8 protein-coding genes are annotated in these 12,835 nt (G+C 40.4%); 5 read left to right on the forward strand and 3 right to left on the reverse strand.

Annotated features, from left to right (window positions below; translation table 11 throughout):
* The first annotated feature begins 177 nt into the window (after positions 1-177).
* The 5 genes from I6N95_RS17875 (at position 178) to I6N95_RS17895 (ending at position 6,221) form a co-directional block, all read left to right on the forward strand.
* The gene (locus tag I6N95_RS17875) at positions 178-399 is read left to right on the forward strand and encodes a hypothetical protein (protein WP_209530558.1); all 222 of its coding nucleotides are present in this window, start codon (positions 178-180) and stop codon (positions 397-399) included.
* 1,038 nt (positions 400-1,437) lie between these two features.
* Positions 1,438-2,646, forward strand: a complete 1,209-nt coding sequence (gene arcA, locus I6N95_RS17880) for an arginine deiminase (RefSeq protein ID WP_209530560.1) — start codon at positions 1,438-1,440, stop codon at positions 2,644-2,646.
* A 23-nt stretch (positions 2,647-2,669) separates the two neighbouring features.
* Positions 2,670-3,692 carry an ornithine carbamoyltransferase gene (argF, locus tag I6N95_RS17885; RefSeq protein WP_209530562.1) on the forward strand — a complete coding sequence of 341 codons (1,023 nt, stop codon included), beginning with the start codon at positions 2,670-2,672 and terminating at the stop codon, positions 3,690-3,692.
* A gap of 80 nt (positions 3,693-3,772) precedes the next feature.
* Entirely contained in the window at positions 3,773-4,711 is a 939-nt protein-coding gene (gene arcC / locus I6N95_RS17890; RefSeq protein WP_209530564.1) for a carbamate kinase, read from the forward strand.
* Between the two features lie 55 nt (positions 4,712-4,766).
* Entirely contained in the window at positions 4,767-6,221 is a 1,455-nt protein-coding gene (locus tag I6N95_RS17895; RefSeq protein ID WP_209530566.1) for a YfcC family protein, read from the forward strand.
* 1,819 nt (positions 6,222-8,040) lie between these two features.
* Here I6N95_RS17895 and I6N95_RS17900 read toward each other — a convergent pair.
* The 3 genes from I6N95_RS17900 to licT all read right to left on the reverse strand — a co-directional run bounded on the left by I6N95_RS17900 (position 8,041) and on the right by licT (position 12,365).
* Positions 8,041-9,462 carry a glycoside hydrolase family 1 protein gene (locus I6N95_RS17900; protein WP_209530568.1) on the reverse strand — a complete coding sequence of 474 codons (1,422 nt, stop codon included), beginning with the start codon at positions 9,460-9,462 and terminating at the stop codon, positions 8,041-8,043.
* 28 nt (positions 9,463-9,490) lie between these two features.
* Complete coding sequence (locus tag I6N95_RS17905) at positions 9,491-11,389, reverse strand: beta-glucoside-specific PTS transporter subunit IIABC (RefSeq protein ID WP_209530569.1); 1,899 nt, start codon at positions 11,387-11,389, stop codon at positions 9,491-9,493.
* A 124-nt stretch (positions 11,390-11,513) separates the two neighbouring features.
* On the reverse strand, positions 11,514-12,365 hold the full coding sequence (gene licT / locus I6N95_RS17910) for a BglG family transcription antiterminator LicT (RefSeq protein WP_209530571.1): 852 nt from the start codon (positions 12,363-12,365) through the stop codon (positions 11,514-11,516).
* Between the last annotated feature and the right edge of the window lie 470 nt (positions 12,366-12,835).

Genomic DNA, 12,835 nt, shown 5'->3' on the forward strand with positions numbered 1-12,835 from the left:
AATAACCGTAGGAACTGCGGGGATAGCTTGGTAAATAAAAGACACCGCTGATAGTAAAGAAATACGCTATCAAGTATGCTTTTTTCCCAAGAATCTTGTGACTTTAGTCATGAGAGGTTCAAATTGGAAATGCAGAGAAAAGCTGACTATCACAATTTAAGAAGGAGTGAAAGAGAAATGGTTGAACAAATGCAAAAACAACAAGACATTCTAAAGGCGCAACTTTCCAGTAGTCGGCATGATGGGATAAAAGAAGGGATTGCACAAGGCCAAAAGCAAGAACGCACAGCTATTGCGAAGGGATTATTGATTAAAGGGTATGAATTGAAAGAGATTCAGGAGCTAACCAAGCTTACTTTAGAAGAACTAGCGGTGCTTCAAAAGGAACTAACGGAGTAACGTTAAGAGCCAGATAGTATTTTAAGCAACACGTCTTCAGTTTTAGAAATCTGATAACTGAAAAATTAGACTATAGAGAAAGTTATATACTTTCCTATAGTCTAAAAAAAACAGCACAATTCTTGTTTGGGGAATTGTGTTGTTTTTCTATGTTATGATGGCTTTCAAAAGAATTTTGAGAGAGACGCTGCTGAAGATAGAAAAGCCGTAAAAAGCTTAAGAATATATATGCAATAATAACTAAAAATTTAGAATTTTAATTCGTAAAGGTGCATTGTTTTGGCGTCAGTCGTGCAATACAAGAGAAGAGCTCCCCAGTATTAAAAAACACTGGATGAGCTCCTATAACTTTTGTTATTTAAAAAAAAAGATATTGACACCGCTTTCCGTAACTTATACAATGACGATGAAGTCATAACTACGACAATTAAATAAACTTTATGGCACTCCGTTTTGGGACTGGACATCACAAAACGGAGTCTCGGTTAAACAGCAGTCACTGTAAAATCAAGTTGCCAATAGCTAGCAGTAAACCACTAGCTTTGTTTATTGTACCTAACTTAAGCGTTTTTTTCTAGGACTTTTTTTGTGTTTTATAGAAAGAAGCAGAGGCTTATTTTTGTATCGATAAAAGAGGTGTAAGCTGCTAGAGAGTGAGAACGCTCTATTTACTATTGTAAAACGGCATTAGACAGTGAGTCTGATGCCGTTTTTTTTGTGTTGCCACTAGTTATGTCGTAGCTGAACTTCGTGTTGTGAGCATGCTGAGAGCGTCGTGGTGACTACTTTTCGCGAAAGTAAGCGATGATTTTTCAGTTTTGCCTAGTTGAATAAGGCCTTATTGGATATGTTTGTTACGTTATTTTTTAGACGGCAGAATGAGAAGCTCCAAATTCGTTATCAAACTTTCTTAATCAGAACAGGCAGGAAATTTCCCAGCAGACAAAGCTGCCTGATTCTTTCATTAATTTGCGAGAGAAGCGGTTAAAAATGATTGTTGAAAGTTCCCACTGAAAGAAAATACAGGAGGTAAACTTAATGAGTAAGCCAATTAATGTTTATTCAGAGATCGGCCCCTTGAAAACAGTTGTCGTACATCGTCCAGGTAAAGAGCTGGAAAATTTGATGCCAGACCATTTGGACAGATTACTGTTTGATGATATTCCTTTTTTAGCCGACGCACAGAAAGAACATGACCAGTTTAAAGAGGTCTTAGAAGAAAAGGGGATTGAGGTTCTTTATTTGGAGGATTTAGCGACGGAAGCACTGACAGATAACCTTATCAAAGAAGCGTTTATCGACGAGTACTTAAGTGAAGCTAATATTGAAACCATTGAAGAAACAAATGAAATTCGTCAATTGCTAGAAAAATTACCAACTAATCGGGAGTTAATCGACAAAACGATCGAAGGCGTTCGCCGAGAAGAACTGACATCACTGGCAGGGGTTAAGTTTGAGAATGACTATCCCTTTGCCATTGACCCGATGCCCAATTTATATTTTACTCGAGACCCATTTGCGACGATTGGCAGTGGCGTGTCAATCAATCGCATGTACGCGACAACCAGGCGACGAGAAACCATTTATGGCAACTATATTTTTACGTACCACCCTCGCTTTAAAGAAGATGTCCCGATGCTATACGGGCGTGATCAAGCAACGAGTATTGAAGGTGGCGATATTTTGGTCTTATCAAAAGAAGTCCTAGCCATTGGCATCTCCCAACGGACCGACTTGGAATCAATTAAAAGATTGTCCCGAACTATTTTTGCAAGTGATCAAGGATTCAACCGTGTGTTAGGGATTGACATTGGTAAAGAACGAAAATTTATGCATTTAGACACGGTCTTCACGATGATCGATCATGATAAATTTACAATTCACCCAGAGATTGAAACCAACCTTAAAGTCTACACTATCACGCAAGCTGGCGATGATATTAGCGTGACAGAAGAACGTGAGAGTCTTGAAAATCTTCTTGCCAGCTATTTGAAATTGGACAATGTTCAGTTAATTCCTTGCGCTGGGGGTAACATCACAGATGCTGCCAGAGAACAATGGAATGACGGCACTAACACATTGACCATCGCCCCAGGTGAAGTGGTTGTATACAATCGCAACACGGTGACCAATAAAAAACTAAGAGAAGCTGGCATCAAGGTTCACGAAATACCAGGAAGTGAACTCGTGCGTGGTCGTGGCGGCCCTCGCTGTATGAGTATGCCGATTTATCGAGAAGAAATTTAAAAAAATAGAAAGAGGTCGAGACAATGACAAAAGGAGTATTTCAAGGTAGAAGTTTTTTGGCGGAAAAAGAGTTCAGTCAAGAGGAACTTAATTACTTAATCGATTTTTCCCTTCATTTAAAAAAATTGAAAAAAGCCGGCATCCCTCACCGTTATTTAGAAGGTCAAAATATCGCCTTGCTGTTTGAAAAAAATTCTACTAGAACCCGCTCAGCTTTTACGGTGGCGGCTATTGAATTAGGTGCCCATCCAGAGTTTTTAGGTCAACAAGATATCCAATTAGGGAAAAAAGAATCGGTGGAAGATACGGCCATTGTCCTAGGTAGTATGTTTGACGGCATTGAATTTCGTGGTTTTAGTCAACAAGTGGTGGAAGAATTAGCTCAATATGCCGGTGTGCCCGTTTGGAATGGCTTAACTGATCAGTGGCACCCCACTCAAATGATTGCAGATTTTATGACAATCAAAGAGAATTTTAACCGCTTAAAGGGGATTACCCTGGTTTATGTAGGGGATGGCCGGAATAACGTGGCCAACAGTTTATTAGTGACGGGGGCAATCCTAGGCGTTAACGTTACGATTTGTACACCTAAGGGGCTATTTCCGAGAAAGAACATCGTTGACTTAGCCAAAGAATATGCCGAAAATTCTGGGAGCAAAATCCTAATTACAGATGATGTGGCGGCGGGTGTCAAGGAGGCCAATGTGCTTTACACAGATGTTTGGGTGTCCATGGGCGAAGAAGACAAGTTTAAAGAAAGAATCAACTTGTTGACCCCTTATCAAATAAATATGGAGATGATTAAGCTCACTGGCAATCAAGAAGGAGAGTTGATCGTGCTACACTGCTTACCAGCTTTTCATGATACCAAAACAGAATATGGCGAAATGGTTGAAAAAGTATACGGATTAACAGAAATGGAAATCACTGATGAAGTGTTCCGCAGCCAGTATGGCCGACACTTTGAGGAAGCGGAAAACCGCATGCACTCAATTAAAGCGATTATGGCCGCAACTCTAGGGAACTTATTTATTCCCCGAGTTTAGCTAGGAACGAACATGGTGGCAAAAGTAGTCTGCCTGATCGCTTAGGTGGCTACTTTTGCATTACTTGAAAGGAGTGTCATATGAAAAATAAACGAATTGTCGTTGCCTTAGGTGGCAATGCCATTTTATCGAAAGATGCCAGTGCCGAAGCGCAACAAGCGGCGCTTGCTAAAACAGCCAAGCACTTAGTGACATTAATCAAACAAGGAAATCAGTTAATCATCACTCATGGCAATGGCCCTCAAGTCGGCAACCTGTTAATTCAGCAACAAGAAGGGGCGACGGAGAGCAATCCGGCCATGCCATTGGATACCTGCGTAGCCATGACCCAAGGGAGCTTGGGCTACTGGTTGCAAAATGCCTTACTTAAAGAATTGGAAAATGAAGGCATCGATCAACCGGTTGCCACGGTGTTGACCCAAGTCATTGTGAGTGAAGACGACCCAGCATTTGACCATCCAGCCAAACCAATTGGTCCCTTCTTTTCTGAAAGCGAAGCGAAGCTAATGATGGTTGAAACCGATAGTGTTTATCGAGAAGACGCTGGCCGTGGCTGGCGCAAGGTTGTCCCTAGTCCGAAACCGCTGACGATTCAAGAACATCAGGTGATTAACACCCTGATTGAAAACAATATTATTACCATTGCTGGTGGCGGTGGAGGCGTTCCAATCTTGGCTGAGAGTTATCGGGGAGTAGAAGCGGTAATTGACAAAGACCTTGCCTCAGAAAAGATTGCGGAATTGGTTGCAGCGGACATGTTTATTATTTTAACTAGTGTGACCCATGTAGCCATTAATTATGGGCAATCAAATCAAATTGATTTAGGCCGAGTGACGGTGGCCAATCTTGATGAATATATCAAAGACAAGCAATTTTCGCCAGGGAGCATGTTGCCTAAGGTCGAGGCGATGATTGAATTTGTTAAGGCGTGTGATGGAGGGCAAGGAATTATTACCTCCTTAGAAAACATTGGGAACCTTGATAACGGGCTAAGTGGAACCTTTATCACGTTAGATTAAGAGGTTGTTGGACAAAGAAAAGCAGAGTATGAGTAAAATCATAGGAGAATCGAATATGAAGAAAGAAAAAAACAAGAAAAAAAGCATCACGTCTTTTAGTATTCTTTTTATTATTTTAATTGCGTTAACGATCGTCTCATGGTTACTTGCAGGACAAACCTTTACCCCCACCATTCCGCCAGGCGGGACAGAGCTTGTCGACCGTGTGGTTGGGGCGAGACTTTCTGACTTAGTGATGTCGCCGTTTAATGGCTTCCGAGATGCGATTGATATTTGTGTGTTTATCTTAGTACTTGGAGGTTTTTTAAACATTGTCACTAAAACGGGGGCTTTAGAAGCAGGGATTCAGACGATTGTCAAAAAATTAAAAGGGAATGAGTTAACGATCATTCCAATTTTGATGATCTTGTTTTCAATTGGTGGTTCGACTTATGGTATGGCGGAAGAAACCATTCCTTTTTATGCCTTGTTAGGGGTTGCCATGGTGGCGGCTGGTTTTGATAGCCTAGTATCGGTTGCGACAATTATGTTAGGGGCTGGTGTAGGGGTGATCGGTTCAACCGTTAATCCTTTTGCCACGGGAGTTGCTATGGATGCGTTAAAGGGAATCGATGTAGAGCCCAATACAGGGGTTATTTTAGGCTTAGGTTTTGTTGTTTGGTTAGCCAACTTGGCTGTGGCGATTTATGTTGTCATGAGGTATGCTAAAAAAGTCAAGAGAGATAAAGGCTCGACAATTTTATCCCTTCAAGAACAAGCAGAGATGGAAAAATCCTTTGCTCAAGATCAAGACCATACCATTGAATTTACTAAAAAACATAAAGTCATTTTGAGTATGTTCGCTTTTTGCTTCGTCATCATGATCGTGTCATTAATTCCATGGAATTCTTTTAACATTCATCTTTTTGATGGGTGGACGGGGATTTTAACGGGTGAAAACTTTGGTGATTGGTATTTTGGGGACCTGGCTATGTGGTTCTTCATTTTATCAGTCATTATCGCCTTAGTTCATGGCTTCTCTGAAGGGGAAATTGTCACTCAATTCATTGATGGGGCAAAGGATATTTTGTCAGTTGTGCTGATCATTGTGGTTGCTAGGGGAGTCTCAGTGTTAATGTCTGTAACCAACTTGGACATTTTTATCTTGGATAAATCGGCTAATGCCTTGCAAGGGTTATCCCCCTTCTTATTTGTAATTGGGTCTTTTGCGCTGTATCTCTTTTTATCCTTTCTCATCCCATCGACATCAGGTTTGGCTTATGTGTCAATCCCCGTTATGGGAGGCCTTGCTCATAGTATTGGGCTGAGTGCAGATGTGATGATCATCATCTTTTGTGCGGCCTGCGGTTTAGTTAATTTAATTACCCCAACTTCCGGAGTGGTGATGGGTGGTTTAGAAATTGGGAAAGTATCTTATGGGACCTGGACTAAATTTATCGTCAAGCCAATCGCTGTTTTAGGGCTTGTGAACTTAGTCATTTTAGCGGTTGCCATGCTCATTATGACATAAAATAAAAACGGATAAAGGCTTCTACTGCGGCGTGAGATAAAGCTGTGGTGGAAGCCTTTTTTGCTTTCTAGGGAAGGATAACCCCTTTTCTATATCGTAGTTTGGATCCAGCATCACGAGGCAGGCCTAGGCTAAGTTTCGACCTTAACTCTTTTGCGATTTTTCTTTCAGGGTTGACTTCGAAGTCCCTTGCTAAAGCAATAAGAACAACGGCAACGTCTTGTTCAGCTTTTCCTATTATGAGGATTCAATAGTTTATTAAGAGGAAAGGTGAGTCGGGATTGTTGTTGCGATAGGCGTCGGTCTTTTTGTTGAGTAATGGTGAATAAGTTGGATATAAGGGGATTTTAAAGGCGAAGGAGGGCTAACAGTAAGGATGTAATTCTTTTTGCTTAATGAATGAAGCTCCTATTTAGCGCAGGTGGTATAATCAGGTTTGAGTCTTGTGAAGTCGATTAGACAGTTGAATGATAGTGTTATTTTATCTCTTGCTTTATTTGTTGGTCATGTCCGGAATCAGTTGACGTTCAGTCGGCCATCGCTAAATGATGGGAAATACTGTTGCAAATACGTTTTCGAGCTTTTTCGTAAGTGCTTTTAGAAGCGGAAGCAACGTCAACAGTAGCGATACAAATTTATTTTATTCGTCAATAAATTTGTTATTTAGAGCAATTGGGGGATTCAGGATTGCTTCCTTTGAAGTAGCCCTAGTAATCAGTCGTGGTTGTTATGCTATCCCTTGCTTTATTTGGTGGTCATGTCCGGAATCAGTTGACGTTCGATCAGCCATCGACAAATGGCTAAATGGGTTGGTATAACCGTATTTTAACCCTTTTTTCTAGAGTCGTTTAGGAGCAGGTGGAACGTCAACAGTAGCGATACATTTTTATTAGATAAAGGCTAAAAATTGTTATTTGAAACAACTGATTGTGTCTCGTGTGAAGTGGCTAAGATACTCTGCTGCTATTCTTATTAAGCAAAATGTTATGCTAACCCTAGCTTTATTTGATGGTCATGTCTGGAATCAGTTGACGTTCAATCGGTCATCAATAAATGGCTGAATGGGTTGATATAACTGTGTTTTAACCCTTTTTTCTAGGGCCTTTTAGAAGCGGAAGCAACGTCAACAGTAGCGATACATTTTTATTAGCTAAATGCTTATAATTGTTATTTGAAACAATTGAGTGTATCTCGTGTGAAATGGCTAAGATACTCTGTTGCTATTCTTATTAAGCAAAACGTTATGCTAACCCTAGCTTTATTTGATGGTCATGTCTGGAATCAGTTGACGTTTGATCAGCCATCGGTAAATGGCTAAAAGGATTGATATAACCGCATTTCTAAGCTTTTTTATAGGGTCTTTTAGAAGCGAGAGCAACGTCAACAGTAGCGATACAATTTTTGGGTGCCAATGAACAAAATAGTTATTTAACTCAATTGGAAGGCGTATTAGGACTGGTTTCAAAGTAACCTCGGACCTCTTGTTAATGAGGCGTCCCCAACTTTAAAAAATGATTCGAAAGATGTTCCCTTTGAGTGATACTCTATTCTTAACATAATGGTCTGATGTTGTCAAAGGGCCTAAGTCACCCGTTTTCGTTGTGTGACTTTTCATGAAAATTACGCAAGGAGCTAGAATCGTTGAAATGACGGGGATTTGAAAAAGAGGCGAAATTCAGTTTCTTAAAAATAGCCGAAAAAAGGGTCAGTTAGGGCTTTAAAAAAAAAGAACAAAAAATGAGAAAAAAAGGCTGTCACAACCTTCATTAATTAAAGGTTGTGACAGCCCTATCTTTATCTCGATGAATCGTATATCGCCCTATAACTCTTCCCCATTACTTTCAATGACCTTTTTATACCAATAAAAGGATTTTTTCGGGTAACGTTTTAGTGAGCCATTCCCTTCATCGTCACGGTCGACATAAATAAATCCGTAACGTTTGCTCATTTCTCCCGTTCCTGCACTGATTAAATCAATACAGCCCCAAGGTGTGTAGCCAATTAAATCAACCCCATCATCGATGGCCTTCCCCATTTCAACAATATGTTGCTTGAAGTAATCAATCCGGTAATCATCGTCAATGGTACCATCTGCTGTGAACTCATCGAAAGCTCCCAAGCCGTTTTCAACAACCATTAATGGCAATTCATAACGAGAGTAGAGTTGATTTAATGTGAAGCGTAAGCCCACGGGATCAATTTGCCAACCCCAATCACTTGTTTCTAAATATTCATTAGAGACGCCGCCAAAGAGATTACCTCCTGATTTATCATCACGCTGATCTAAATCAGCCGCAATACAAGTGGTCATGTAGTAGCTAAAAGTATAATAATCCACTGTTCCTTCTTGTAACAAGGCTTTGTCTTCTGGTGTAATCTCAACATGAACATCATTTTGTTCAAAGTAACGTTTCATATAGTAAGGGTATTTGCCTTTTGCTTGAACGTCCCCACAGAAAAAGTTCAGCCTGTCGTTCATTTGTTGTGTTTTTAGCACATCCTCAGGTTTACAGGTTTTCGGATACATCGTAATGTAGGCTAACATACAGCCAATCTTAAACTCTGGATTAATTTTGTGGCCAGCAATAACCGCACGAGCAGAGGCCAAAAAGACATTATGGAGTGCTTGATATTGCTCTGACTCCGTGTATTCGCGATTAAATAAGCCGTTAATACGTAACCCATGTGGCAGTGTCCCAAAGTTAATCTCGTTAAAGGTTAACCAATACTTTACCTTATCTTTGTAGCGCTCGAATAAGGTCACAGCATAATTCTCGTAAAACCCAATCACTCGTTTATCTAAGAAGCCATCATATTCTTTGCCTAAATGAAAGGGCAACTCAAAATGAGAAATGGTGACCAACGGTTCGATTCCATATTTGGCACATTCGTCAAACACATCATCGTAAAATTTTAAGCCAGCTTCGTTAGGGGTCGTTTCGTCCCCCTTTGGAAAAATTCGAGTCCAGTTAATCGACATCCGATAGGTTTTATAGCCCATCTCAGCAAACAGGGCAATATCTTCTTTGTAGTGATGATAAAAATCAATGGCCGTGTGACTTGGGTAATAATAGTTATCCGTATCAATTTCTAAATCAAAGGCGCGATGAGTGCCTGAGGTACGGCTACCAGCTCGATTGTGATCGCTGATTGAATCCCCTTTGCCATCGACATCCCAAGCCCCTTCGCATTGGTTGGCAGCTGTTGCGCCGCCCCATAAAAATCCTTTTGGAAAACTCATGTTTATCTACTCCTTTTCTTATAGGTACTTAATCTGCAATAATCGTGGTAATAAATAACTCATTCCGTTTAATGGTTGGTTTGGAAGTGGGAATCACATCAGCAAAGTCAGGCGTATTGGTAATAATAATTGGCACTTGTGTGCTGTACCCTTCGCTTGTGATGGTCTCAATATCAAATTGAACTAACTTTTGTCCTTTTTTCACGGTGTCCCCCTGTTTAACGAAGGCTTCAAAGCCTTTTCCTTCAAGTTGAACCGTATCAATCCCAATATGGATGAGGACTTCTGCACCGTTCTCTGAAATCAAGCCAATGGCATGGTAGGTTGGGAAGAGGGTCATGACCGTTCCGTCGAAGGGCGCTACAACCTCACCGTTAGCAGGTTCAATCACTACGCCTTTCCCCATAATGCCGTCAGCAAAGGCCCCATCTTTCGCTTCACTTAAGGGTAATACCTTACCTTCAATTGGTGAAAAGATTTCTTCTTTTGATAATTTTTTACTGTGCCCCGTTGCCGCCAATTTAGCGTCTTCTTTAGACATGGTAATGGTTGGTTCGTCGTCTTTAAACCCAAGGGCATAGGCAACAGCAAAGCCGGCAACAAGGGCACAAGCATCTAAAATCATGGCGTAAATCGCAAACTTAACATCACCATCTGGTGAGATCGAACTCGGGTAACGGAAGATCCCTAAACCACCCATTTGATACCCTTGCATCCCTAATCCCATGGCGATTGCCCCAGTCACACCACCGACAATACAAGAGGCCCAAAATGGTTTTTTTCGAGGTAAGGTAATCCCGTAAATAGCCGGTTCAGTGACCCCGAAGATCCCAGAAATAAAGGCGGGGATCGATAATTCTTTTAATTTAGCATTTTTAGTTTTTAACATGACTGCTAGTACCGCACCAGTTTGGGCAAAGCTGACACTACCTGATGGGGTTAATAATGAGGTTGGATCACCTTGAGACAAAGCGATAATGGCGAAGGGAATAATCGCCCAGTGAAGGCCGAACATCACCAGAACTTGCCAAGAGAACCCAAGAATAGCCCCAAATAAAATCGGACTGAAACTTTGAATCGAAAGCAAGCCATTTCCTAAAGCGTCAGAAACAGTATTCATGATCGGTCCAATCACTAAGAAGGTTAAAGGGATCGTAACAAGTGCTGTTATAAATGGCACGATAAATAGTTTAATCACGTCAGGAATAACTTTTCTTAATTGCTTTTCTAAAAAGGCCGCAAAAGCAGCTGCTGCAATAATCGGCATAACGGTTGAACCGTAACCAGCAGGCGGAATCGAGAATGGAATACCAAAGAAGTTCAGACCGCCTGCTTCAGCAAACTGAGCAGTCGCCGCCCCTTCTAAAAAGCCTGGATAAACTAAACTTGAGGCGATTAACATCCCCAGGAAAGGTGACCCACCAAATTTTTTCATCGCTGTGTAACCGATAAAGATCGGTAAGAACTTGAATAAGCCATCCCCCATGGCATTAAAGATCGCCGAAGTGGATGAATCGGCAAAGCTCGACCCTAAAGCAAAAATTAAAATAGCGTTAACCCCTTTTAACATACCAGCAGCTGATAGTGGGGCTAAAATCGGTTGGAAAATAGCGGAGATCATGTCGACAAATTGATCAAATAAATTGCCTTTTGGCCCAGACTCAGTCGGTGCTTCTAAGACACCTAAAACAGCGTCCACATCTTTTTTGACGTCAGGCACATGATTGCCAATCACGACTTGGTATTGGCCGCCAGCTTGCATGACCGTGACCACACCATCCATGTTTTTTAGCACATCTGTATTGGCTTTGCTTTCATCTTTCAGTTTAAACCGAAGGCGTGTGATGCAGTTCGTCAATGAATTGACATTCTCTTTTCCGCCGACTTCTTTGACAATGTTTTTTGCTAGTTCTTCATATTTACCCATGTTAATACCTCCAAATAGTTTTGTGTATTTAAAGGTTTCGCCAACTTAATGTCACGATCCGGTCCTTTCCACAGGAAGGTTTGCTTGCTCCTTTCTCCTAAACTAATATTTTAAGAGAGAACTCTTAATTTTTGGTTTTATCAATAATCCTCGCCAAATGAATCGTAATATAGACTTGCTCATCTTTTGAAATAAGATAGTTCCGCCGAATTTTTAAAAACTCCGACACTTTTTTCGTCACTTCAAAGGCTTCAGGATACTGTTTTGTGACCAGTTCAAATAATTCATTTTCAACCTGTGTGTCTTCCTCAGAATGAGTCTGATTGGTTAACACTCGTTGCGAGAAAAATTTTAAGTGTGTGATAAACCGTTGATAATATATATCATTTTCCGAAAAATTAACGCGTAAAGTGTATTTAATCACCGTCAGAATCTCTTCGATTAACTGAGTTAAGCTAACTGCGTCATCGTAACGGCTATCTAAGCTGGCATTGGTGATATGCAAGGCAATAAACCCGGCTTCATCTTCTGGTAGCGTCGCATTAAATTTGTCATTGACAATATCAATCGCTTTTTGACCAATCCGTAGCTCATCAGGGAAAAATCGCTTAATATCCCACAGTAAAAAGTTTTTGACTTGTAAATCTTTTTTGTCACGCTGGATAGCAGAATGAAGATGATCCGCTATGGCAATAAAAGCGGAGTCTTTTAAATCTTTGTTCAGCTTTTTTTTGGCAAAGCTGATGACTTCATAAGAAATCCGGATGATATCCTCTGGTATTTCTGAAAACAACTTTTCGATTTGTTCGTGTTCCACTTTGTTTTCTAATTTGAAGACTTTTTCAATTTTTTCAGTCCGAATGGGAGCGTCAATTTTCATTTGAAAACCTAAACCATTGCCCATTAAGATAACTTCTTCAGCCTCTTCATTAAGAGCAATGATCACGTTATTATTTAGCACTTTAATAATTTTCAAAATAACCGCTCCTTTTATTAGACAAAAATAGACCTAAACAACCCTTGACGGATTTGTTTAGGTCTAGCTTAACTTAATAATAACTATCCTTCTAACACAGTAATAATATACCAAATAGAAACGAATGTCAACGCTTCCTTATTTTTTGTGAGTTTACCTTAACGTATATATTTAGCACGTCTTTTTAGGAAGCTACCACGAAAAGTGAGAAGAACGAATTTGATATCACGTCTATTTTCACCCGAGTGCCTTGTAAATTATCGTAACTTATTTCTTATTTATTCGTGAAGGAGTCTATCAGATGTTTGGAAACTTTGTTATGCTTAATTTAATACAAAAGCACTCTGTCAACATCACCCATCAAAAAAAATGAGGGAGCAAAAAAGGACGTATCTATGTAGTGTAGGGGGCTGACCCACGATTTTTAATAAAGAGCAATAAAACCCCAATGTTTAACCGATAGAAACCCA

Source organism: Vagococcus allomyrinae, assembly GCF_017829975.1.
Taxonomy (GTDB): domain Bacteria; phylum Bacillota; class Bacilli; order Lactobacillales; family Vagococcaceae; genus Vagococcus_D; species Vagococcus_D allomyrinae.

Coding starts and splice junctions, on each gene's coding strand:
- arcA (WP_209530560.1), top strand. CDS start 1,438: ATGAGTAAGCCAATTAATGTTTATTCAGAGATCGGCCCCTTGAAAACA.
- arcC (WP_209530564.1), top strand. CDS start 3,773: ATGAAAAATAAACGAATTGTCGTTGCCTTAGGTGGCAATGCCATTTTA.
- I6N95_RS17900 (WP_209530568.1), bottom strand. CDS start 9,462: ATGAGTTTTCCAAAAGGATTTTTATGGGGCGGCGCAACAGCTGCCAAC.
- I6N95_RS17905 (WP_209530569.1), bottom strand. CDS start 11,389: ATGGGTAAATATGAAGAACTAGCAAAAAACATTGTCAAAGAAGTCGGC.
- argF (WP_209530562.1), top strand. CDS start 2,670: ATGACAAAAGGAGTATTTCAAGGTAGAAGTTTTTTGGCGGAAAAAGAG.
- I6N95_RS17875 (WP_209530558.1), top strand. CDS start 178: ATGGTTGAACAAATGCAAAAACAACAAGACATTCTAAAGGCGCAACTT.
- I6N95_RS17895 (WP_209530566.1), top strand. CDS start 4,767: ATGAAGAAAGAAAAAAACAAGAAAAAAAGCATCACGTCTTTTAGTATT.